The 22,268-nt window shown below is 61.3% G+C and carries 21 protein-coding genes and 1 tRNA gene; 8 read left to right on the top strand and 14 right to left on the bottom strand.

The features are described from left to right. Positions 1-197 precede the first annotated feature (197 nt). Positions 198-926: a FadR/GntR family transcriptional regulator gene (locus tag E1809_RS19050; RefSeq protein ID WP_133205815.1), complete on the top strand. Its 729-nt coding sequence runs from the start codon at positions 198-200 to the stop codon at positions 924-926. A 239-nt stretch (positions 927-1,165) separates the two neighbouring features. Here the strand turns inward: E1809_RS19050 and E1809_RS19045 are convergent. Continuing rightward, positions 1,166-1,239, bottom strand: a tRNA-Arg gene (locus E1809_RS19045). A 282-nt stretch (positions 1,240-1,521) separates the two neighbouring features. Here E1809_RS19045 and E1809_RS19040 point away from each other — a divergent pair. Next, a complete protein-coding gene (locus E1809_RS19040) occupies positions 1,522-3,348 on the top strand; it encodes a phosphoenolpyruvate carboxykinase (GTP) (RefSeq protein ID WP_133205814.1) in 1,827 nt (608 codons plus the stop codon). Positions 3,349-3,433: 85 nt separating this feature from the next. On the opposite strand, the gene E1809_RS19035 is transcribed toward E1809_RS19040, so the two are convergent. The 4 genes from E1809_RS19035 to E1809_RS19020 form a co-directional block, all read right to left on the bottom strand. Continuing rightward, positions 3,434-4,594 carry a globin domain-containing protein gene (locus E1809_RS19035; RefSeq protein WP_133205813.1) on the bottom strand — a complete coding sequence of 387 codons (1,161 nt, stop codon included), beginning with the start codon at positions 4,592-4,594 and terminating at the stop codon, positions 3,434-3,436. A 125-nt stretch (positions 4,595-4,719) separates the two neighbouring features. Continuing rightward, a complete protein-coding gene (locus E1809_RS19030) occupies positions 4,720-5,169 on the bottom strand; it encodes an RrF2 family transcriptional regulator (protein ID WP_133205812.1) in 450 nt (149 codons plus the stop codon). A gap of 24 nt (positions 5,170-5,193) precedes the next feature. Beyond that, a complete protein-coding gene (locus E1809_RS19025; protein WP_133205811.1) occupies positions 5,194-5,682 on the bottom strand; it encodes a hypothetical protein in 489 nt (162 codons plus the stop codon). Between the two features lie 7 nt (positions 5,683-5,689). Continuing rightward, positions 5,690-7,108, bottom strand: coding sequence for a phosphomannomutase/phosphoglucomutase (locus tag E1809_RS19020; protein WP_133205810.1), 1,419 nt, complete (start codon positions 7,106-7,108; stop codon positions 5,690-5,692). Positions 7,109-7,245: 137 nt separating this feature from the next. Here E1809_RS19020 and E1809_RS19015 point away from each other — a divergent pair, with 137 nt between their 5' ends. Both E1809_RS19015 and E1809_RS19010 read left to right on the top strand, forming a co-directional pair. Then, a complete protein-coding gene (locus E1809_RS19015) occupies positions 7,246-9,426 on the top strand; it encodes a RecQ family ATP-dependent DNA helicase (RefSeq protein WP_133205809.1) in 2,181 nt (726 codons plus the stop codon). Beyond that, the gene (locus E1809_RS19010) at positions 9,423-10,862 is read left to right on the top strand and encodes an MFS transporter (RefSeq protein WP_133205808.1); all 1,440 of its coding nucleotides are present in this window, start codon (positions 9,423-9,425) and stop codon (positions 10,860-10,862) included. The genes E1809_RS19015 and E1809_RS19010 overlap by 4 nt, the downstream gene beginning before the upstream one ends. A 104-nt stretch (positions 10,863-10,966) precedes the next feature. Here the strand turns inward: E1809_RS19010 and E1809_RS19005 are convergent, their stop codons facing one another. Then, a complete protein-coding gene (locus tag E1809_RS19005; protein ID WP_133205807.1) occupies positions 10,967-12,037 on the bottom strand; it encodes a metallophosphoesterase family protein in 1,071 nt (356 codons plus the stop codon). Between the two features lie 360 nt (positions 12,038-12,397). Then, a complete protein-coding gene (locus E1809_RS19000; protein WP_133205806.1) occupies positions 12,398-12,871 on the bottom strand; it encodes a helix-turn-helix domain-containing protein in 474 nt (157 codons plus the stop codon). A gap of 512 nt (positions 12,872-13,383) precedes the next feature. Here E1809_RS19000 and E1809_RS18995 point away from each other — a divergent pair. The 4 genes from E1809_RS18995 (at position 13,384) to E1809_RS18980 (ending at position 17,894) form a co-directional block, all read left to right on the top strand. After that, positions 13,384-13,635, top strand: coding sequence for a hypothetical protein (locus E1809_RS18995; protein ID WP_133205805.1), 252 nt, complete (start codon positions 13,384-13,386; stop codon positions 13,633-13,635). Between the two features lie 73 nt (positions 13,636-13,708). Continuing rightward, entirely contained in the window at positions 13,709-14,572 is an 864-nt protein-coding gene (locus tag E1809_RS18990) for an SDH family Clp fold serine proteinase (protein WP_133205804.1), read from the top strand. 173 nt (positions 14,573-14,745) lie between these two features. Beyond that, the gene (locus E1809_RS18985; RefSeq protein WP_165962392.1) at positions 14,746-15,453 is read left to right on the top strand and encodes an SGNH/GDSL hydrolase family protein; all 708 of its coding nucleotides are present in this window, start codon (positions 14,746-14,748) and stop codon (positions 15,451-15,453) included. A 338-nt stretch (positions 15,454-15,791) separates the two neighbouring features. Beyond that, entirely contained in the window at positions 15,792-17,894 is a 2,103-nt protein-coding gene (locus E1809_RS18980) for an acyltransferase family protein (protein WP_165962391.1), read from the top strand. Here the strand turns inward: E1809_RS18980 and E1809_RS26810 are convergent. The 7 genes from E1809_RS26810 to E1809_RS18950 are packed head-to-tail and all read right to left on the bottom strand — an operon-like array spanning position 17,872 to position 22,266. After that, a complete protein-coding gene (locus E1809_RS26810; protein WP_165962390.1) occupies positions 17,872-18,042 on the bottom strand; it encodes a hypothetical protein in 171 nt (56 codons plus the stop codon). The genes E1809_RS18980 and E1809_RS26810 overlap by 23 nt on opposite strands. 15 nt (positions 18,043-18,057) lie before the next feature. Then, positions 18,058-19,581, bottom strand: coding sequence for a hypothetical protein (locus E1809_RS18975; RefSeq protein WP_133205801.1), 1,524 nt, complete (start codon positions 19,579-19,581; stop codon positions 18,058-18,060). A gap of 12 nt (positions 19,582-19,593) precedes the next feature. Continuing rightward, positions 19,594-20,097 carry a hypothetical protein gene (locus E1809_RS18970; protein WP_133205800.1) on the bottom strand — a complete coding sequence of 168 codons (504 nt, stop codon included), beginning with the start codon at positions 20,095-20,097 and terminating at the stop codon, positions 19,594-19,596. 18 nt (positions 20,098-20,115) lie between these two features. Then, positions 20,116-20,538, bottom strand: coding sequence for a hypothetical protein (locus E1809_RS18965; RefSeq protein ID WP_133205799.1), 423 nt, complete (start codon positions 20,536-20,538; stop codon positions 20,116-20,118). After that, positions 20,538-21,482 (bottom strand): hypothetical protein, encoded by a 945-nt coding sequence (locus E1809_RS18960; protein WP_133205798.1) that lies wholly within the window; start codon positions 21,480-21,482, stop codon positions 20,538-20,540. Before E1809_RS18960 ends, E1809_RS18965 begins: the two co-directional genes overlap by 1 nt. Position 21,483: 1 nt before the next feature. Next, on the bottom strand, positions 21,484-21,840 hold the full coding sequence (locus E1809_RS18955; protein ID WP_133205797.1) for a hypothetical protein: 357 nt from the start codon (positions 21,838-21,840) through the stop codon (positions 21,484-21,486). Positions 21,841-21,849: 9 nt separating this feature from the next. Beyond that, positions 21,850-22,266 carry a hypothetical protein gene (locus E1809_RS18950; RefSeq protein ID WP_133205796.1) on the bottom strand — a complete coding sequence of 139 codons (417 nt, stop codon included), beginning with the start codon at positions 22,264-22,266 and terminating at the stop codon, positions 21,850-21,852. Positions 22,267-22,268 lie beyond the last annotated feature (2 nt).

Here is a 22,268-nt window from a genome sequence, read left to right as displayed (position 1 = left end):
AACTGTAAGGGTGGTCACATGGAGTCGTCAAGCGAGATATGGGTTGCGTGGGCCGCCCGTCCTGAGCGGTTTACGTAAAATCGGCGCCAGCATCTATCTGGGAGATGGGACATCCGATATTGTATGTTGCGAAGCAGACTAAGCGCGGTGGGCGTAGGCTCACCACAACATTAACACCGCACGTTGCAAGGAGAGCCATGACCACTTCCGGTGTCGTACCGCAGGCGCGGTTCAGCGCACAGGCCCGGCTCAGGGCCCTCCAATCGGACATTATGGAACTGATCCTCGAGCGCGAGCTCGAAGCCGGGGACCCGCTGCCCACCGAAAACGAACTCTCCGTGGCCTTGGGAGTGGGACGCAATACCCTTCGCGAATCCCTCAAGGTGCTGCAGGCGCTGGGCGTAATCGAGATCCGCCATGGATTCGGCATGTTCGTCGCACCCAGCAACTTCGATGCGCTCGCCGACGGCTTGACGTTCCGCGGCCGCTTGTCCCTCCGCCACCAGGGCCTTGAGGCTTTGCAGCTCGTAGACGTGCGCCAAGCCCTCGAATCCGGCCTGATCGGCTCATCCATGGACGTCATGACGGCCGAGCAGCTCGTCTCCATCGAGGAATGCGTCAAGCAAATGGAAGAGCTTGCCGGCGAGGGCGAGAACTTCGTGGCGGCCGATGCCGAGTTCCACCGTCGCCTGTTCGAACCCTTGAACAACGAACTCCTCATCAACCTCATGGGCGTTTTCTGGAAGGTTTACCGGAAGATCCACGTGGAAATCGGCTCCGCCAACGAGGACCTGGTAGCCACCGCGGCCATGCACCGAAAGATCTACACCGCCGTCGCCGCGGGCGACAAACCCTCGGCCTCCGAGCTGCTCAACCGCCACTTCGACGGAATCCGCCGCCGGATCAGCGAGGCCGTCGCGAGCTGAGCGGGTGTTTGCCTTGGGTGTTGCCTTGTCGCGGGCGTGGTCCTGACCCTCTTTGGATTTGATAGGCCTCTGCGACACGGGGACTCGCCGGCTTTTGGGGTCTTGGCCGGGCCAAACAGGGTCAGGAGCGGGCTTGGTCCGCGCCCGTTTTGTCCTATAACCCCTCCCCGATAACCCCGCCAACTCCGAAACTTAACGAAAAAAGACCCGCACCAAGTCGGTGCGGGTCTTTCATTTTGTGCGCCCAAAGGGATTCGAACCCCTGACCTTCTGTTCCGTAGACAGACGCTCTATCCAGCTGAGCTATGGGCGCATCTTGGCGATTCTCGAGAGTTCCAAACTCGTTCCCCCTCGAACCTCAATAAACTTTACGCGAGATCCCCGCCCCTGCCAAATCGACGGGATGTAATCTCCCTAACTATACCGGTCTATGTGACCTTGGTCACTAAATTTGGCGCCGCTCTGCACAAGATCCTTGATTTTTAGCGGTTTTGCTCAGAAATGGTCTAGAGATCCCACGTCCCAACCCAGATTGGTCTACTCCGCGACCCCTAGCATTTAGGACACACCACTGAACCCGAGGAAGGGAACTACGATGGGCGATCTGGCGCGACTGCCGTTGCTTGAGAAGGCACCTACTACGCACGCACGCCTCTTGGCCTGGGTCGAGGAAGTAGCCGAGCTGACACAGCCGGACCGCATCCACTGGGTTGACGGCAGCGAAGCAGAAAACAAGAAGCTGACTGACGAGCTCGTTGAGGCGGGAACGCTGAAGCGGCTGAACCCGGAGACGTTCCCGAATTCCTTCGCGGCGTTCTCCGACCCCGCGGACGTTGCCCGCGTCGAAGAGCAGACTTTCATCTGCTCCGAGAAAGAGCACGACGCCGGCTTCACCAACAACTGGATGGCTCCGGCCGAGATGAAGAAGAAGCTTCGCGGGCTCTTCGCCGGTTCGATGCGCGGCCGCACCATGTACGTCATCCCGTTCGTCATGGGCCACCTGGATGCCGAGGATCCCAAGTTCGGCGTCGAGATTACCGACTCCGCCTACGTCGTTGCCTCGATGCGCATCATGGCCCGCATCGGCAGCGACGTCCTGGACCGCATTACCCAGACTGACGCGTTCTTCGTTCCCGCCCTGCACTCCCTCGGCGCACCGCTCGAAGCAGGCCAGGAAGATGTGGCTTGGCCGTGCAACCCGGACAAGTGGATCGTGCATTTCCCGGAAGAGCGTTCCATCTGGTCCTTCGGTTCGGGCTACGGCGGCAACGCGCTCCTGGGCAAGAAGTGCTACGCGCTGCGCATCGCATCCGTCATGGCGCGCGACGAAGGTTGGCTGGCAGAGCACATGCTCATCCTCAAGCTGACCTCGCCCGAGCAGAAGACCTACTACGTCTCCGCGGCGTTCCCCTCGGCTTGCGGCAAGACCAACCTGGCCCTCCTTGATCCCACCATCAAGGGCTGGAAGGTCGAGACCCTCGGCGACGACATCACGTGGATGCGCTTCGGCAAGGAAGGCGAACTCCGGGCCGTCAACCCTGAAGCCGGCCTGTTCGGCGTCGCACCGGGTACCGGTTGGGGCACCAACCCGAACGCGATGCGCGCCATCGCCAAGGGCAACAGCATCTTCACCAACGTCGCGCTGACCGACGACGGCGGCGTCTGGTGGGAAGGCATGACCGAGGAAACGCCGGCGCACCTGACCGACTGGCAGGGCAACGAGTGGACCCCCGAGTCCGGCAAGCCGGCCGCGCACCCGAACTCCCGCTTCTGCACCCCGATCGACCAGATCGACATGCTGGCCGAAGAGTACTTCAGCCCGGAAGGCGTGGAACTTTCCGCGATCCTGTTCGGCGGTCGCCGCAAGACCACCATCCCGCTGGTTACCGAGGCCCGCGACTGGTCCAACGGCATCTTCATGGGCTCCACGCTCTCCTCCGAAACCACCGCTGCTGCAGCCGGCGCCGTCGGCGTTGTGCGTCGCGACCCCATGGCCATGCTGCCGTTCATCGGCTACGACGCAGGCGACTACCTGAACCACTGGGTCAACCTGTCGGCGAAGGCCAACCCGGCCAAGCTGCCCAAGATTTTCCTGGTCAACTGGTTCCGCCGCACGGCTGAGGGTGGCTTTGCGTGGCCCGGTTTCGGCGACAACTCCCGCGTCCTCAAGTGGGCTATCGAGCGCCTCGAAGGCAAGGCCGACGCCGTCGAGACCCCCATCGGATTTGTTCCGACCGGTGAGTCGATCGACCTCGAGGGCCTCGACATGACGCCCGCCGAGGTGGAAGCCGCAGTCCGCGTCGACGCCGCCGAGTGGGAGACCGAACTGGCGTCCATCGAGGAATGGTACGCAAAGTTCGGCGAGTCCATCCCGGCCGCTTTGCTGGCCGAGCTTGAAGGGCTGAAGGCCCGCCTGGCCTAGACCACCAGGCCTCTAGGGTTAAAGTACGACGACGGTCCCGCACCTTTTTGCGAAAGGGTGCGGGACCGTCGTCGTACGGGCTGTATTAGTTAGCCAGCCAGATGTCCGGGCCGAAGACTTCGTAGTGGATCTTCGTGGCCGGGATTCCGGCGTTGATGGCCTCATTGCGGATGTGCTTCATGAACGGGAGAGGTCCGCACAAGTAGAGCGAGGCGTCGGCGGGCAGGTCCACTTCGCGAAGCGACATGAACCCTGCTTTGGAACCGGACTGCGGTTCCTCCAGCCAGAGCTGGAGTTCCGCGCCGTCCAAGCGTTCGACGTCGTCCGTCATCTGGCTGCGCAGGGCCCAGCTGTCCAGGGTGCTCTCGGCGTGAAGGACAAGCACCTGGCGGTCCGTTCCGGTTTCGGCGAGTGAGCGCAGGATTGATGCGGTAGGCGTGCAGCCGATGCCGGCGGAGGCAAGGATGACCGGGTTGTTGCCTTCCTTGAGGACGATTTCGCCGTAGGGGTTGGAAATTTCAAGGATGTCGCCGACCTGCACGGTGTTGTGAAGCACCGGGGAGACCTCGCCGCCGTCGTCGATCTTGGTGGTGAAGCTGCGGCGGGTGCCGGCGTCGCCGGAAAGCGAGTATTGGCGGACCTGGCGCAAGCCGTCCGGGAGGGTGACCTTGACGCTGACGTACTGGCCGGGCAGTGCTTCTGTGACCGGAGTGTCGTCCGCGGGTGCCAAGGTGAAGGTCATGGAGCCGATGCCGGCTGGAGTTTTCGCCGCGACCCTCCAGGGAGTCCACATCTTGCCGTTCGCCTGGGCTGCGTAAAGTCCTTTTTCGAGCTTGATCAAGGCGTCTGCCATGAGCCAGTAAACCTCGGTCCAGGCTTCGGCGATTTCGGGGGTAATGACTTCGGCCAAGTCCTCGGCAATAGCGGCGAAGAGGTGTTCGTAGACCACTTGGTACTGCGGCTCGGTGATGCCGAGTGAAGCGTGGCGGTGCGCGATGCGGGACAGAACGGTCTCGGGCAAGGTCCCGGGGTTGTTCACCAAGTGGCTCGCAAACGCGGCGATGCTCCCGGCGAGGGCCTGCTGCTGGTCGCCGGAGCGCTGGTTCGAGCGGCTGAAGAGGCCGTCGAGCAGTTCGGGGTGCGCGGCGAAGAGGCGGGCGTAGAACTTGGGGGTGATGTCGCCGATCCTGGAGCCGACGAGCGGCAGCGTGGCCTCGATGACGGGGAAGGACTTGTCCGAGAGCATAGGTACTCCTGTCGTAGTGGCCCGTTGGTTACCTGCGGACCGGAATCAATACTTGTATTTGGAATGCAAGTATCTATACGTCATTTCTACACTCTGTAGAAAGTTTTTGCCAGTCGACGAAGATGTTACAAACCGGGACGTAACCCGATGGCTTGGAAGACGGGCGTCATTTGCCGGAGCCTTGGCAAAGAGGAGACTACGACGCCGTCGAGTTCCTGATAGAAGGCTTCGCGCGCGCGGGCCAAGGCGCTGCGAAGTCCGCACTCCGCGATGAGCGGGCAATCGCCGTTTGCAGACTGGCATTCCGCGGGGTCGGATCGGGTATCCAAGTTGCGCAGGATCTGGCCGACGGTGGCTTTCTTTCCGGCCGCGCTCAGCCTGGACCCGCCGTTGCGGCCGCGTTCGACGTCGATCAAGCCTAGTTCCCGAAGTCGAACAATAGCCTTGCTGACGTGGTGGTACGGAGTGCCCACGGCGTCGGCGATGTTCTGGGTGGTCAGGAGTTCACCTGCCGGCGCGGAGGACAAGACCAAGAGCGCACGCAGGCTGACATCCGAGAAGGCGTTGATCTTCATGCCATCAAGGATAAGGGGGTTAGTCTAGCCCACCCAGACCACGGCCTTGTTGGTGTCCGCCGTAAGGTCGCCGAACTCCCACTGAGAGCCTGGCCTCGGCCGATAAGGGAGGAGCGCGGCGAAAACCGATCCATCCTTGTGTTCGGCCGCGACGTGGATGGCATCGGACCCTTCCTCCGGCAATGTGATATCGCAGACCAAGGCTGCCGCCCGGCATTCCTCGCGGTTCTGGCGCAGCAGCTCGGTGAGGTCGTTCAACATGGCATCCGCGTCAAATTCGGCCTCGGACGCTGTTTCCGCGGTGGGGGTTGTGGAGTCGACCGCATCCGATGTGTCGGGGGCAACCATTAAGAGCCGCACCTCGCCGTCGTTCAGGACGGTCAGGGCGAACGGGAGGAAGCCACCGTGCTGTTCAAGGTGCTCGCGGGCCGTGCCAATGCCGGATCCCAGCAAGGTCTCGAGATCATTCGCAGATTCTTCAGGAACAGAATCGCGCCAACTCACGCCTGCCATCCGTGGGCTAAGCCCGAACCAATGCCAGGACGCGGTCCCGGATCTTTTCCATGGTGGCTACATCCTTGGCCTCGGCATTCAAGCGCAGGAACGGCTCGGTGTTGGAGGGGCGAAGGTTGAACCACCAGCCACCGTCCCGTGCCGTGAAAGTGCTTCCGTCCATGGTGTCAACGTCGATGTCTTCGCCGGCGAAGTCGGCCTGCACACGCTCAATCGCACCGGCCTTGTCTTCGATTTCGGAATTGATTTCACCGGAGGAAACATAGGGCTCGTATTGGCGGCCGAGCTCGGACAGCGGGCCGTCCTGCTCACCAAGCGCTGCGAGTACGTGCATGGCTGCGAGCATGCCGGTGTCTGCGTTCCAGAAATCGCGGAAGTAGAAGTGGGCCGAATGTTCTCCGCCGAACACGGCGCCTTCTTCGGCCATGACTGCCTTGATGAAGGAGTGGCCAACGCGGGTCCGGACAGCGCGGCCCCCATCCTCGGCGACGAGTTCAGGAACAGCGCGCGAGGTCAGCAGGTTGTGGATGATGACAGGCGTTTCTTCGCCTGCGGCGCGGGCGCGGGATATTTCCCGACGTGCCACCATGCCCGTGATGGCAGATGGCGAAACGGGTTCGCCCTTCTCGTCGATGACGAAGCACCGGTCCGCGTCCCCGTCGAAGGCCAGGCCGATATCGGCACCGTGCTCGACGACCGCGGCCTGCAGGTCGCGCAGGTTTTCGGGCTCGAGGGGATTGGCGGGGTGGTTCGGGAAAGAACCATCCAATTCGAAGTACAAGGGGACAATCTCGAACGGAAGGGCAGGAAGCAGTTCGTCCCCAAGGACTGCTGGAGTGGTCAGGCCGGCCATGCCATTGCCGGCGTCCACCACTACCTTCAGGGGGCGGGAACCCTTGAGGTCGACGAGACTGCGCAGGTACTCGGAGTAGTCCTTGAGGACGTCACGGGCGCCGATGGTTCCTTGGACAGCGGCGGCCGGGATGGTGCCCTCGTCGAGGTAACTCTCCGCGAGCGCCTGGATGTCCTTGAGGCCAGTCTCGGAGGAAATTGGCTGTGCACCGGCCTTGGACATCTTGATGCCGTTGTATTCGGCCGGGTTGTGGCTCGCGGTGAATGTGGCACCCGCTGCATTGAGGGCGCCGCAGGCGTAGTAGAGCTCGTCCGTGGAAATGAGGCCAAGGAGTTGGACATTCGCACCGCGGCGGGCGGCGCCATCGGCGAAAGCATGGGTGAATTCAGGGGAGGACGGACGCATATCTCCGCCCACCAATACTGTCTCGCCCGCGAGGCCGAGGACGTCGACGAACGCAGCGCCGACGGATTCGACGATGGGGGCCGTGATGGATTCGCCGACGATCCCCCGAACGTCATAGGCCTTGAAAGAAGCCGAGAGGTCAAATGTCTTGTTCTGCTCGCTAGTCACGGGCTCAATCTTACTGTGGGGCGGCACCCGCACTACGCCAAGGCCCGGCTATGTGGAAAACCCTTGGCCACACGGAATTGTCCACATAGATGAAGTCCCGGGTTCTGGCTGTCTGCCGGTGCTGGAATACTGAGTCCATGCCCAACACCCCGCATGCAGCCTTCCCAGCAGCTCTGATAACGGAGCAGTCCACCACGCAAGGGCAAGCCCTTGAAGTCCTTAGGGAATTGGTGGGAAACCCGGAGGCGCAGTTTCACGAAGGGCAGTATGAAGCGATCGAGGCCCTCGTCGACGCAGGGCGGCGTGCCTTGGTGGTTCAGCGGACAGGCTGGGGGAAGTCGGCAGTCTACTTCGTTTCGTCTTTGTTGCTGAGGAGGCGCGGAGCGGGACCTACCCTTATCGTCTCCCCGCTTCTCGCCCTCATGCGGGACCAAGTGGCGGCAGCCGCACGCGCCGGCGTGCGGGCCGTCGCCATCAATTCGGCCAACCAGCTCGAGTGGGACGACGTCAGGGCACAACTTGCCGCTGACAAGGTGGATGTCCTGTTGGTTTCGCCGGAGCGCCTCACCAATCCCTCGTTTCGGGAGCACCAGCTTCCGGAGCTCATTCGCCGTACCGGCCTTTTGGTGATTGACGAGGCACACTGTATTTCGGACTGGGGTCATGACTTCCGCCCGGACTATCGCCGAATCGCCGATCTCATCGAACAGCTGCCGCAGGCTGTCCCGGTTCTCGCAACCACGGCCACGGCTAACTCCCGCGTTGTCCATGACATCGAGGAGCAGCTTGGCACTGGCGTGCTGACCATTCGCGGTGCCCTTGGCCGCGAATCGCTCCGGCTCGGGGTACTGAATCTTGCGGATTCGCGGGATCGTCTTGGCTGGCTGCTGACCCATTTGGCTGACATGCCTGGCAGCGGGATCATTTACACCCTGACCGTGTCTGCTGCGGAAGATACCGCGCGATTGCTGTCAGAGGCGGGCCACAATGTTCTGTCCTATACCGGCCGCACTGATCCGGGGGATCGTGAACGGGCCGAGCAACTCCTCAAGGACAACCAGGTGAAGGCGCTGGTTGCCACCTCTGCGCTGGGCATGGGGTTCGACAAACCGGATCTGGGCTTCGTCATCCACCTCGGTGCGCCGTCATCGCCCGTGGCTTACTACCAGCAAGTGGGCCGCGCTGGCCGTGGCGCGGCCAACGCCGACGTCCTCCTTCTGCCCGGCACGGAGGACCGCGAGATTTGGCAGTATTTCGCTACGGCGTCCATGCCCTCGGAGGAAAAGGCGGGCACGGTCCTCCAGGTCCTCGCTGAGGCTGGCTCCGCTTTGTCCACGGTGGCGCTGGAGGCCCGGGTGGATCTTCGCCGGACGCCGCTGGAACTTCTCTTGAAAGTCCTTGCGGTTGATGGAGCTGTAGAGCGAGTGGGTGGAGGGTGGAAGTCCACCGGACAGCCATGGACCTACGATGCCGAACGTTATGCCCGGATTGCCGAGGCCCGCATGAACGAGCAAGACTCCATGGTGATCTACGAGGACACCGCCGGGTGTCGGATGGAATACATCACAGCCGTCCTCGACGACGAGTCTGCCCGGGCCTGTGGCCGCTGTGACAATTGCGCGGGGCAGTGGTTTCCAGCGGACGTTGCTGCTGCCGCGGCCGACGCGGCGGGCCAGACTCTCCGGCGCGCGGGTGTTGTCCTCGAGCCGCGGTTGCAATGGCCCAGTGGGATGGACAGGCTTGGCGTGCCAGTCAAAGGGAAGATCAAGCTCGACGAGTTGCTGGCTGAAGGACGTGTCCTCGCCCGACTGACAGATCTTGGGTGGGGCGGCGCGCTCCGCGAGGTCTTCGCTGCAGGTGCTGGGGACCGCGAAGTCGACCCCGCCATGCTTCAGGCCTGCGTACAGGTTTTGCGCGAATGGTCAGCCGGGGACGGTAGGTCCGCTGGTTGGAGCGGACAAGGACGTCCTGTGGCCGTGGTGAGCATTCCGTCGCGAGACAAGCCGGTTCTTGTGGACTCCCTGGCTCGCGGAATCGCTTCCATTGGGCGCATGCCCTATCTTGGTCCGCTTCAGCTCCAACACGGGGGACCCACGGGAAGCCGGGGTGGCAACAGTGCCTACCGGCTCGCTGGCGTGTGGGACAGGCTCGTAGTGGACCCTGAGCTGAAACAGAACCTTGCGTCGATTGGCGGGCAGGGTGTTCTTCTCGTCGATGACCTGGCAGACAGCCGATGGACTATGACAGTGGCAGGGCGCGCCCTCAGGCAATCCGGAGCGGGCTGGGTGCTGCCCCTCGTCCTTGGTCAAGCGGCATGAGCGGAGCACAGTTGGTGGATCAGCCCGAGTCCCGGTGGCAGCCTCGCCTGGCGTTGCTTGTTGCGGCCACTTTCTTCATGGAATTCCTGGATGGCACCGTCCTTACCACGGCCATCCCGAGCATCGCTGCGGACTTCAGGGTGGCCTCGGCGGATGTCAACATCACCATGACCGCGTACTTGGTGACCGTGGCAATGGGAATTCCGTTGAGCAGTTGGCTCGCGGAACGTTTTGGGGCGCGGCGAATCTTCTGTTTGGCGATCGCCGTGTTCACTGTGGCGTCCTTGCTGTGCGCCGTCAGCCCGGACCTTACGCTGTTGACGCTAAGCCGGGTAGCCCAAGGGGTCGGCGGGGCAATGATGGTGCCCGTCGGAACCCTCGTAGTGCTGCGGGGCACGCCGAAGTCGGAACTCCTGCGGGCAACTGCGTTCCTTGTTTGGCCCGGTTTGCTGGCCCCGGTCCTTGCGCCTTTGGTCGGCGGAGCCTTCACGACGTACCTTTCCTGGCACTGGATCTTTCTTGTCAACGTGCCGCTGGGAGTTGCCGCTTTCTTGGCAGCCCTGAAGCTCGTTCCACGCGCCGGCGCTGATGCAGCCAGGCGACTTGACTGGGTCGGTCTCACACTGACAACCTTTGGCGTCGGTTCCCTAGTGGTGGGTTTGGAAGGAATCGGCGGACACGGTTCAGGTGTTGTCCCGACTCTTATTTTGGTGGCCGGGGCTTTGGCCCTGGCCGGCGCGAGCTGGTGGCTGCTCAAGGCCAGGGCCCCGCTCTTCGACCTCAGGGTGTTCGCGACGCGCACCTTCCGTGCGACGTCGACGGGCGGATTCGTCTATCGGTTGACGATCAGTTCCGTGCCGTTTTTGCTGCCCCTCCTGTTCCAAGACGGCTTCGGGTGGGATCCCCTCAAATCCGGTGCCATGGTGGCCGCTGTCTTCATCGGCAACATCGGCATCAAGCCGGCTACTACGCCCATCATCCGGCGGTTCGGGTTTAAAGCCGTCCTCGTCTTCGCGTCTTTGGCTTCCGCGGCTACTTTTGCTGCGTGCGGCATGCTTAGCGCAACAACTCCGGAGCCCCTGATTTTTGCCCTGCTGCTGGCGAGTGGCGCCTTCCGATCGATCGGATTCTCGGCGTATGCGTCTGTGCAGTACGCGGATATCGTTCCGGCTGAACTCCCGTCAGCGAACGCAGTTTCGGCCACCTTGGTGCAATTGGCAGCTGGCGGCGGGATTGCCGTGGGCGCGCTTTTCCTTCGGCTCTTTGATCATGTAGCCCTCTTCGGCGGCGGTCAGTCGTCCGCCTATCGCGGAGCCTTCCTTGCCATGGCGGTTGCGATGCTCCTGAGCACGGTGGACAGCCTCACCCTCCACCGCCATGCCGGGGCCGAAGTCAGCCGCCGGGTTGTCACAAATCCGGCGAAAAGCGAGGGATAGGGCCAGGAAACAGCGCAGGTGCCGGAACCTCCGCCCGTGGAGATTCCGGCACCTGCGAAACGAGCCTACGTCGCGACCCGGAACGAGCCGACCTCGGCGCGAGCTTACGAAGCCGGGTGCGTGAACGGCACCCGGTCGAACGACATCACGTTGGCCGAGCCTTCCGGATTCACCGTGACTTTGAGCCAGTCCTTGGCATTATTCGATCCGTCAACCGTGACGCGCGTCAGGTTCTTCACCGCGGTGGACTGACCGTAGAAGGACAGCCAGGGTGAGCCAGCGGCGAGGGGGTAGTCCTCGTTGAAGACGTGGCTGTCGCCGTTGATCAGGTAGACGGGTCCGCCGAAGGCATTCGATTCCTCGATCAGGGTCTGGACCAAGGGCTTGAATGCGCCAAAATCCGCCTGGGATGGAGCTGCGATTGTGGGGTCGAACATGTCCGCTTGAGTCATCACGACGACGGCCCGGTCGCCGTTGTTGCGTGCCTTTCGGAAAGTATCTTTCAATTCCTGGATATCAGCATCGGTCCGCTTTTGCACTTCATCCAGTTGGGCGGCAGTGGGCTGGGTCTGGCCCAGGCCTGTCCACGGCAGCGTCGAGTTGTTGCTTCCAGGGATGTTGACGGCCGTGAAGGCTACCTGATGCTTTCGGAAAGTGACGTTCTCGGGGAAACCTTCCTGGACCTGTGACTTCACCTTCATGGGCGCTCCAAGCGTGAATCCGGGCTTCGGGAAGAACACCTCGCGTACCTTGGCGAGCCTTTCCAGCGGGTTATATGCTCCGTTGTTCGGCCGGTGGCAGTCGGTCCATTCGTTGTCACCCGGGGTGTAAACCAACGGCAAAGTGAAACTGTCGAAATTCTGCTTAATGGCGTTGAAGTATTCGTCCGTGCACTTTGACGATCCGTTTTTGATATCGCCGACGTGCGCTACGAAACTCAATTCCTTGTGCGCGTTCAGATCCTGGATGTAGGAAGGGAACGCTTGGATTTCGGCGTCGCCGTAGGGAACGTCGCCGATGACTCCAAAGCTGAAGCTGTCGGTGTTGCCAACATGCCCGTTGCCGTTGGAGGACTGCCCACCGCCCTGGTTGTCTCCGGCCGCGAGTGCCGGCGAGGTCAGCAAGGTTGCTGACAGCAGGACCGCCCCCGCTGTCGCGATTGCGAATTTGGACATTGACCGCATGGAATTCCCCTCGTTTTTGGTCGGATACCGCAACGAGGGTATGGGGGTGAAATAAATTCCGAGAGTCATCAACATGAATTCGCGCCAGTAGGCGGGAGCCCCGCGGGCGGGCCCCATGGGAGCGAGCCGCGGCCAAAACGCAAGAAGGCCCCGGTCCGAGGACCGGGGCCAAAACGCGGAGACGGGGGGATTTGAACCCCATTTCCAGAACGGCTACAACGGCGATAATACCGCATGAATAAAGGGAAGCAAGGGTTTTTGGCCCGGATTATCGAACCCGCAAAAACCGCTTGATTGGGGGGAGTTCGATTGGTCATCCCCCCAGTGGGGGGACTGTTTGGGGGAGTAGGGCTAGGCAAACGCATCCGGCTCAGAATCCTCTTCGTCCCACGCCCCCACACTTTCGCCCCGCGTCCTTACCCATTCCATCAATCGTTCGACGTCGTCCTGGCTGAGCATGATGCGGTTGCTGCTTAGCCGGGTGTTGATTCCGGACTCCCGACAGTAACGTCGGAGTTCCGTCTTGCTCATCCCCAGCTCTGGGGCGACCTCTTCAGGGGTTCGGAAGACTGGCCGGGGTCGTTCCGATTTTGAGATGACTTCCTTCTTACCGATTCGGGCATTCGGGGATGCAGGGCCGTCGCTAGCCCCAGTCGGAAGTCCTTGAAGCCATTTGGCAAGGTCTTCGTGCCGGATGAGCAGTTCTCCGTTTGCATACCTGGCCATTAGCTTGCCATCGGCCATCTGGGACGCGAGCGTACTAGCACTGCATCCGCATTGCATCGCTGCTTCCTCGAGCGTGTAGGCGAGTTTCTGCATAGTCATGCCGTCGATCCTCCACTAGCTGCCGGGGTCGCGGACGGGTTTGCCCGTAAAGGTTTCGTAAAAATCCCGGGTTCGGCATCATCCGTGCCGGTACCTTTGAGCGAGCGCCGTCATCCCGAGTTTCCCCCATTCTCCGGGTGGCGGCCTCTTTGTCTGTGCCTGATGGGACGATCGGCTGATGGAGCCTATCCGTAGTCAGCGGGTGCCGCCGCTCGTGGTGCCTGAGTCCGACGTCGACATGTCGCGGAAGTTCACGCCGGCGAACTCACCGGCGGTATGGGTACGGCTCACGTATACCGACGGTGCCGTGCACGAGGTGCCGGGTTTCGCGCTCGCATGGACGCGCGCCCACGTCCTTGTGCAGATCCCGTGGCCGGAAGAGTATTACGATGGCCACCGAGACTCCTGGGTGCCAGCAACTGGCGTAAGGCGGCGGCAGATCGATCGCAGGGTGCGTTAGGCAGAATTCTGGCCTGTCAGGCCCAGATCGACCGGACACAAGAAGTCGATGAGTGCTTGAGCTCATAGCAAAGTCGGCTATCATCACGGTACAGAGCGCGCGAAGCGCTTCAGGAGAAAAGGGCACTATGATGAGTGATTTTGGCGACCTCAAAAACCTTGAGGATGTGCAAGAAATAGAGACAAGCAAGTTCGCGGAGTACGCCGAGCTGGTGAGGCAAGCATCGCCGTTTTCGCAGACCTCCATTTTTCCCGAGTTCTTCGCGCCAAAGCCAGCGCCCCTGACTCTCTCCTTCGGTAGGTAGGGCTTTGGCGAATTGGAACGCACTCGTTGATGAGCTAGATAGCATCCAAGATGTCGCAGACAAGAACGCTTGGATGATCGACGGCTTCACGCGGTCTCTCCAGCATGTTGCGGCGTTGAAGGGCGATCGGAACGTAATATTTTATGGTTCAGCCTTCCTGCAAAAGATGCAGGTGCCACAAGAATTCCTGATCATCACTCATGAAGACATCAACGGCTTTATGAGCACGATCAGCGGCTTCGACCGCAGCAAGGGTCTGACGCTGATCCTCCACACGCCCGGCGGCGTGACCAATGCGGCAGAGAGCATCGTTGCTTATCTTCGCCACATGTACGCTGATTTTGAAGTTGTAGTGCCGGCGTTCGCTATGTCCGCCGGAACGATGATTAGCCTCGCGTCTGATCACATAACCATGGCAAAGCACGGACAGCTTGGTCCGATCGACCCGCAGATGCAGTTCTCCGCCGGGCGGAGCCACTCGGCGCGCTCAATAGTGGAGCAGTTTCAAGTTGCACAGGATGAGATCCAGAAGAATCCGGTCCTTGCTCATGCATGGGCTCCGGTGAATGCTGTCCTGGGGCCGTCTGTGCTTCATGAAGCCCAGTCTGCGCTGGATTACTCTGAACAGATTGTTGGCGACTGGCTTTCGCGCTACATGTTCAAGGGCGAGTCCGATCCCAAGGCCAAGGGAACGGAAGTGGCACAGCACTTCAACGATGCTGCCACGCATAAGAGTCACGGGAAGAGGATCGGCTTCGAAGAAGCCGAAGAACAAGGCCTAAAGGTGACACGGCTGGAAGCTGACCCTGTGCTGCAAGACGCGGTCCTGACGGCATACCACCGGATGACGATCCTCATGGAACAGACTCCGGTCACCAAGATTATTTGGGGATCCAACAATTCCCGCTGGGTGAAACAGTGGAACGGTCAGCAGTAACGACCTGCCCGATTGATTAGGTAGAAGCCCCGGGTCCAGACTTTGGTCTAGGCCCGGGGCTTCTTTATTTGCACGACCGGGCTGGCGTCGTGTCTTGCTGACGACCTGTGTTCGTCTCCGACTGTCACTCACGTGCGGGTATTATTAGGCCATCTGACTCTTTGGGGGATTCCTTGAAACGCCTTGCCCTGATCACTGCCGCCGTTGCTGCTCTCGCCCTTTCTGGGTGCGCTCAGACGCCGCCGCCTGTTTCCGAGAAGGTGCAGCAGGCGTATGACGCGAATAAGACGCTCACGCCACAATCGCCGCCGGTCGATCCGTTGGCGAAGGGCCGCGCCAATGGGAGTCTGTCAGTTTATTTCATCGGCGACTCGCTGACAGACGGCTGGAACGCAACGACCCAGCCTCAGGCGTTCCGGCCGCGTGTCGTGCAGGCGCTACAGAAGGGCGGCCCCGTTGACGCAACAGCCGTGTACAAAGCTGGCGCAAACACCGCCACCGTAGCAGCGATGTCAACGCCGCCCGCTTCGCCAGGCCTCGTAATCGTTGAGCTTGGAACCAACGATGTGAACAAAACTGACATCGGCAAGTTTGGTACCGATTATGCCGCGCTCCTGGACTCTTTGAACGCGACGAAGCCCGTCCTCGTCTGCGTCGGGACGTGGCAGTTCGGAACGACGATGGGTTTTGACTCTGTGATCGAGTCCGCCTGCGAGGCCCGCGGTGGTCGCTTCGTGAAGATCGGTGACATTCGCGAGAACCCGGCCATGGTCGCCGTGAAGGGCAGCTCAGGTTACCCGGACGCTGCGGACGGCAATCACCCAAACGATGCCGGTCATACCGAGATCGCTCGGCGTATTGTCGCCGCCCTCACGCCCTAGCTGCCTTCGAGCGAACCACCAAAGCCCTGATTTCGTTAAACACGAAAAGTTCCCTCGCCGGGGGACAGCGAGGGAACTTCATCCAACACCCTACTGCCCGAAACAAACAAGCCAGCGGAATATCCGGAGTATGACGAGAACGGGAAACGGAATCCGATAAGGTTCCCGCTGCACGAAAACACTGCGCAATGGGAGATTTGATCTAGCCATCGAAATGCAGGATTACGACACCTGACAGGTAGAATCTGCTCAGTCTCAGGTCTCAATAATGGGGGAAATCTTTGTCTTCACTACTCGAACGCCTGCCCGTAATCGGATCGCGATTCAAGCGGAGCGGAGTGCGAACAGGGAAAGTTGGACAACGTCCTGACATTCAGGGCCTTCGCGCCTTCGCTGTCATCGCCGTGATCCTCGACCATCTGCTGAGCTGGCCCAAGGGCGGCTTCGTCGGCGTGGACATCTTCTTCGTCATCTCCGGTTTCGTGATCACCGCGTCACTCCTGCGGGAGTATGAACGGACGGGCGGGATTTCCTTCTGGGGCTTCTACAAGCGCCGCATCAACCGCATCATGCCAGCCGCGGTACTCGTGCTTATCACAACCGTTGCCGTTGCCTATGCGACTTTCAGCAGCACGCGGTTCATGTCCACGCTTTGGGACGGCCTGAGCGCGTTCCTGTTCAGTGCGAACTGGCGGTTTGCCGCCATCGGTACCGACTACTTCCAAGCCGATGGGCCTGTGTCGCCGCTACAGCACTTCTGGTCCCTGGCCGTGGAAGAGCAGTATTACTTCGTCTGGCCAGCCGTCATGGCTGCCGTGCTTGTGGTTTTCGGACGGCGTAAGGCTCAGGGCGGCGCAACGCGAACCGTGACCGGAATCGCGATCGGGGTTATAGCCCTCGGCTCGTTCGCGTGGGCACTGCATGAGACGGCAAACAGCCCAGCAACCGCCTACTTCTCGACGTTCTCCCGAGGCTGGGAACTGGCTGTCGGCGCGGGGCTGGCGATTGCTGCCCCGTTCTTCACCACGATCCCTGGAAAGCTGCGCCCAGTCCTCGCATGGATTGGCATCGCTGGCATGGTCGCTGCGCTGTTCGTCACTGAGGCCGGCGTGAACTTCCCGGCCCCGGGCGCCGCGCTTCCCGTCGTCTCGGCTGCCGTTGTCATCGCTGCCGGGACCGGCACGAGTCGCCACCGTGGGCTGTCCGTCCTGACTAACCCGATCAGCCGTTACCTTGGCGACATCTCTTATTCGCTGTACCTGTGGCACTTCCCGATCATTGTTATCGGTGCTGCGATATTTGGCGACAGCCCATACTTCTACCCGGGAGCGGCAGCCGCGATCCTCATCATGTCGTACTTCTCGTACGAGCTCGTTGAAGATCCAATTCGCACGAACTCGTGGTTGACCACGCTGAACCGCTCCCGCCGCAAGAAAGAGCGCATTGTTTCCCCAGGCTACAAGTACAAGGCCCTTTCCCTGCTCGCAGTGGCTGCATTGACCGTGAGTGGGGCGGCTCTGGCAAGAACCACATCGACTCAGAGCACCCCTGTAGCGGCACCCAAGCCAGCGGCTACGGCAGCAGCGGACGGTCCGAAGTACGGCCCCGCCGTGACCGCCCTCCAAGCCCAGATCACAACCGCTCTCGCCGCGACCGACTGGCCTGCATTGAACCCGACGATGGATCAGGCCATTGCATCGCAGGAAGCATCACCGGATATCAAGAGCTGCGGCGGTTCCGGCCCGGTCAACGATGCTGCGTGCACATGGGGCCAGCCTGGGGCGACTAAGACGGCCTTCATCGTTGGTGACTCCATCGCCGCGACATACACCGGAGTACTGCGGGACATCGTGAACGCTGGAGGTGATTGGAAGATCAAGGGCTACGCCACTTTCGGGTGCGTGTTCGCCGCGGACCTGATCGCTACTGGCTCGATCACCGACAAATGCACGGCCCGCAACGAACAAGCAGTTGCTGCGATCAATGCTCAGCACCCTGACATGGTCATCATCGCCAACAACTACCTGCCCCGCGCCGTCAACGGCAGCAACACGCCAATGACACCTGACGAGTGGGCCAAGAGCGCGGCTGGTATCGCTAACCGCATCAAGGGCGCGACAGGAAAAATCGTCTACTTGTCCGCTCCCCCAGCTGAGGTGAACATTGGCGAGTGCTACACCAAAGTCAGCAAGCCGGATTCCTGCGTAAGCACCGTAACCAGTCAGTGGCAATCCATCGCCCAGACTGAACAGGCCGTAGCCGTATCTCTCGGCGGCACATGGGTGGATTCCCGCCCGTGGTTCTGTGACTCGAACGGGCGCTGTCCGAGCTTCGTCGGATCGATTCCGACGAAACTCGACCGCAACCACATGACCCAGGACTATGGTCATCACATCGCGGGGGCCGTTCAGGAAACGCTCAAGGTACAAGCGATTCTTTAGCTGATTCCGGCAGCAATTGCAGGCGCAACTGGTCAATCTCGCGGTCTCGATGTGCGACAAGCTGGCGCAACTCTTCGTTCTGCTGGTGCAGCACAGCGCTCTGTTGGCGCATATCGCAGAGTAGGGCAAGGATAACGAGGGGGTCCATTGGGGGATCCTTTCTTTAGGCGATTGCGGTCCACGTGTTGGCAGCCGTAGCGACATAAATTCGCTGGTTGGGAACCAAAGGCGTGTCTTTGCGGTAGTAGTAGTCACCAGAAACGGAAGCCGCGATGTTCGGTGCGCCGTTGCCGGAATAGATCGCTGAACCGAGGCCAGCAGTCGAGCCAGGGGTAACAGCTCCAGTGGCGCCGTTCATTGATGCGAGCGTGGTCGCGCTGCCGTTGGCAGCAAAGAAGCTCGTTCCCTGCGTGACAAGGTTTCCCTGAGCATTGACGCGGACGCGCAAGTTACTGCCAGAGTCAAACCACTCCGTGAGGTTCTTTGCTTGCCCCTTCTGGGCGTTGATGCGCAGCGCCGTCGTGTTCGGCGTAGACGGGTCAAGTAGCGCTTGCCCAGTAGTCGCCGTGGCGGAGCCGCTGGCGACGGTCGCCCCGGTGATGGTGGTGCCCGAGAACGACGTGTAGGAGACAATGGTGCGGGATGCCGAGTCCAAAATGAACGTACCGCCGCCCGCGGCAAGGGTCGCGCCCGCATTGACGGTGAGGTTCTGCGGACTAGTGGTCAGCGTGTACGGCCCACTCGCAACGGTCGCCAAAGCTGTGGTTGGCTGGCCGATTTGAACCAGCGAGGTGGAGCCATCGGCGTCGCCGCCGTACTTGGCTTTGAACGCTGTTCCAGCCGAGCGCCCAACGCTCACCTGACTCTCGGAATTGGCTGCGTCCGCTACGTACAAGCCGTAGGCATTGGCAGCGCCAGAAGGGACCTGCTGCCAGTAGGCAACGTATTTGTCGATCGTTCCCGTCGCGCCCAGATCGTTCTGGACCGATGTTTTGAAACCGAAACCCGAGGCGACGTGAGCAGCACCCAGGACATTGAGGCGAGCTCCCATGCCTCCGACGGGTGCCATGTCGCCGCCCATCGCCTGAACCGAACCCTCTACCCGAGTGTTCGCTTCCCAGCTAATCACCGGCTTGGTCTGCGCCCAACCGATATTGCCGTCGTCCTTTAGGAACGTAGAGGATGAGCCACCCTCGGCGCTGTCATCGGTTGTTGGGCCATAGTAGAGCGTATTCCCGAACAAGCCCTGAGTGGTCTTGAGGACCGGAGCCCCTGGGGAGGATGAACCGAACTTCTTGTACCATCCGAGGCCGCCAGCGATGCCAGCAGGAGCGCCCGTACCCGCGAAGCCCATGCTTCCGGCGTCGCCAAAAATGGGGGTGGGTTTGTGCGTACCGGTTGGGTCGTTCACCATGTAAACCCCGGTGCCGCTGGTGACCACATTCGGGTAGCTTGAGCTCAAGTTCCATTTTGATGCGGCATAGCTCTCGCCCGAGTTGTGGTCAGTCTTTGCGGTAACGACGTCGCCGTTCGGATTGATGACGCGCGCCGCCGCCGCGTAGTCGGTGTTCGGCCGCCAGAAGGGAATGAATGTCGCCGAAAGCGACGGCGCACCAAGCCGGTCTGGGAGGTGCTTGTCACGGACTTTTCCGCTGCCGTCTAGCGTAGGTACTTTCTGAGAAGCCATGCCGGCGCCTCCTTAGGTAGAAATGATCAGTGCGTCAGCGTCAGACGGGTCAACGACAACTGATCCATCCGTGTTGGTGGTGAAGATCAAGACATCTGGCTCAAGTGGGTCAATAGCGACCCATCCAGCCTTGGCTGCTGCCGCTGCTACTTCGGCTGCTGCAGCAGCAGTGGCCGCGTTGGCGGCCGCCGTCGCTGCGCCGTTCTGCGCAGTCTCTGCTGCCGTCCGTGCCGCGACAGCTTCATTCCGCAGGCCCTTGTATGAGTTGAAATACCCGATGAATCCGCCGGACTTCCACATGACTTGCGGGATTGTCGCCGAGCGCGGAGGTAGGAACCCGTGCGAGTTCGACGTCAGAGGGTTCGGGAGGGGCAGTCCGGACGGATCCTTCAGCGCGATCGGCGTTGTCCCGGCCGTGTCGGATGGGTCATAGATGAACACCTGCCCGTTGGCCACGACGTTGGCCGGGTTGAGCGGGTCAACGACAAGGTCCATGTCGTACGGGTAATCAGTCATGCGGGCTGCCCCTTCCTGTTAGTTGTCGGCGGCCGGCGGCGTCGGATTGACCGGCGTATTTGCCACAGCCTCGGACTGAATGGATGATCCCGGGCCGGTAGCGATTGCAGAGGTCGAAGCGACAGAGGTAGGAACCGTGATCTTGTCTTCGGGCGCGAAAGCCGGGGCATACTTACGGAGCCAATCATTGACGCCGGGAATGGCGAGGATGCGTGTCGCCAGTGCGGTAATGACGGTGACGACGGCGAGGGCTCCGTTTAGCCACAAGAACACCCATCCGGGCAGGTTCACTTGGTAAGGCTTTAGCTGGTCGATGACAACCGCCAGAACGAGGTTCAGCAGCGGGAACAACGCGATGACGGCAGCGAGGACCGTGCGGAGAACCGCCGACCGCGGGTTCTTCTCCTGCGTGCTGGCGGGGATGGCGAGATGAGTGCCCATTAGTTGGCTGCTCCTTCAATGTGAACGTCCACCTTCACGACGGACTCGCTGACGGCCTGCTTGACCGCTTCCTTGATTTGGTCGATGCTTGCGCTGTCATTCGCCGCGGATGCTGCGACGGCGGCGATCGTCTGGATGACGTGCTCGTCGTTCCAGCCGACCATCGCGCCGAGGCTCGTCTTGCCGCCCATCGTGCCGCCGCGGGGAATCTCACGGTTCAGGATGCTCGCCGGGATCGTGTCGGTAACGTGCCCCCTGAATTCGGACACAACGGACTTCAGGTTGGTGACCACGCCGTTGGGCTGCGTGATCGGCCGGGTCATGATGGTGTCGGCAACAACGTTGGCGAGCCTGGTGAGTTGTTCATCTGTGAGTGCCATGTCGTCCTCTTCTGCTGAGGTAGTGGTGATGCTGTCGAAATTGATGGAGCCCGAGCCGCCAGTGGTCCGTGGCCGGATGATGCCGATGCAGCCAGCGAAGGGCAGTGTTTGGAAGATGACGGGGCCCGTGCTGTCCGGGCTGTACCCCGGCAGGTCCGGGCGCGCCATTGAAGAGTTCTGGGACAGGAAATAGCCCCAGCCGTTGCCGCCGTCAGAGACGAGCGTGGCAACGTGTGTTTTCGGGTACCAAAGCTGGTTGTCAGTTCCCCAAACGACCGTGTCGCCGGGCAGGCCCGGCGTACCCGGTGGCAGCAGTTGATAGGCCGCGCCGATCGAGTCTGACTGCGGGAAGCAGTCAACGAGGTTCCCTGCCCAGCCCGGCCAGCGACCGGCCTTACCAGGCGGGTTCCACGTGTTGATCCTCGGAAGCCCGAAGAACTTCTCGTTGATCCACATCGCGGAATCCCAGCACTGGTTACCGGCGCCGCCGTCAAGATCCACGTACGTCCCAGCAAGCCGGGCGCCGATGCCGCGCATCAGATCCTCGGTAATGGGAGCGACCATGTCATCCCCTTTCTTCGTCTTGCACGGGTTCGGCCTCAAGAACAGGCCATGCCCGGAGTTTGTCGAGGTCCATGCCGTGCTCTGTGCAGTCCCTCCGGAGCGAGGACGCATAATCGGCCAGTCGGTTACGATTGCGGGCTTCACGGTCAGCGCGCGCCTGCATGCGGTCGGCCCGGGTGCGTTCCTTCTCGGCGTCCGCCCAGGCTTCGTTTCGCTGATCCTTCAAAGTGACGTTTCGGATGCGTTCCCGGCCGGCCGTGCCATTCGCGAGCTTGATCAGGCCCTTGATGATTTCCAGCGTGGCCATGCCGCCGCCGATACTCAGCAGCGCCAAGACGAACTGTTGTGTGGAGTCCATGGGCCGCCTCTACTGTTCAGGGTCGTAGGCGGAATGCCTTATTTTCACGAGACGGACAGCGAAGGCGAGGATGGCGAAGATGACGAAGCAAATGGATAGGACACGGACGCTCACTTGAGTCAGCGGCAATGAGATGACGACAACGCCGTAGATGACGATCGCGAACATGCACGCCAGGGCCGCTGCCCGTTCCAGCCACCAAATGCCGGGCAGCGTTGTCAGCGCCCCAAGGATTCCGCCGAACACCAGCAGGCCGGCCCACGAGAACATCAGAACCGCGCCGATTCCGCTTTGAATGGAATGCGGCGGGTCAATGATCACTGCCGCTCCGGCGACGGCCACGACTTGGTAGGCAAAGAAGTAGATCGCTGACAGCGCCCGCGGCTCTTGGACCTTGAGCCACAGATTCATGAGACGGTTCTTCACGG

The organism is Arthrobacter terricola (genome assembly GCF_004354015.1).
Taxonomy (GTDB): domain Bacteria; phylum Actinomycetota; class Actinomycetes; order Actinomycetales; family Micrococcaceae; genus Arthrobacter; species Arthrobacter terricola.
The sequence above is the reverse complement of the archived record's forward strand: the minus strand, read 5'-3'. Positions and strand labels throughout refer to the sequence as shown.

Coding starts and splice junctions, on each gene's coding strand:
- E1809_RS19040 (WP_133205814.1), top strand. CDS start 1,522: ATGGGCGATCTGGCGCGACTGCCGTTGCTTGAGAAGGCACCTACTACG.
- E1809_RS18990 (WP_133205804.1), top strand. CDS start 13,709: ATGATCGACGGCTTCACGCGGTCTCTCCAGCATGTTGCGGCGTTGAAG.
- E1809_RS18970 (WP_133205800.1), bottom strand. CDS start 20,097: ATGACTGATTACCCGTACGACATGGACCTTGTCGTTGACCCGCTCAAC.
- E1809_RS18975 (WP_133205801.1), bottom strand. CDS start 19,581: ATGGCTTCTCAGAAAGTACCTACGCTAGACGGCAGCGGAAAAGTCCGT.
- E1809_RS18955 (WP_133205797.1), bottom strand. CDS start 21,840: ATGGACTCCACACAACAGTTCGTCTTGGCGCTGCTGAGTATCGGCGGC.
- E1809_RS19035 (WP_133205813.1), bottom strand. CDS start 4,594: ATGCTCTCGGACAAGTCCTTCCCCGTCATCGAGGCCACGCTGCCGCTC.
- E1809_RS18965 (WP_133205799.1), bottom strand. CDS start 20,538: ATGGGCACTCATCTCGCCATCCCCGCCAGCACGCAGGAGAAGAACCCG.
- E1809_RS19005 (WP_133205807.1), bottom strand. CDS start 12,037: ATGTCCAAATTCGCAATCGCGACAGCGGGGGCGGTCCTGCTGTCAGCA.
- E1809_RS19010 (WP_133205808.1), top strand. CDS start 9,423: ATGAGCGGAGCACAGTTGGTGGATCAGCCCGAGTCCCGGTGGCAGCCT.
- E1809_RS26810 (WP_165962390.1), bottom strand. CDS start 18,042: ATGGACCCCCTCGTTATCCTTGCCCTACTCTGCGATATGCGCCAACAG.
- E1809_RS19025 (WP_133205811.1), bottom strand. CDS start 5,682: ATGGCAGGCGTGAGTTGGCGCGATTCTGTTCCTGAAGAATCTGCGAAT.
- E1809_RS18960 (WP_133205798.1), bottom strand. CDS start 21,482: ATGGTCGCTCCCATTACCGAGGATCTGATGCGCGGCATCGGCGCCCGG.
- E1809_RS19050 (WP_133205815.1), top strand. CDS start 198: ATGACCACTTCCGGTGTCGTACCGCAGGCGCGGTTCAGCGCACAGGCC.
- E1809_RS19000 (WP_133205806.1), bottom strand. CDS start 12,871: ATGACTATGCAGAAACTCGCCTACACGCTCGAGGAAGCAGCGATGCAA.
- E1809_RS19030 (WP_133205812.1), bottom strand. CDS start 5,169: ATGAAGATCAACGCCTTCTCGGATGTCAGCCTGCGTGCGCTCTTGGTC.
- E1809_RS19015 (WP_133205809.1), top strand. CDS start 7,246: ATGCCCAACACCCCGCATGCAGCCTTCCCAGCAGCTCTGATAACGGAG.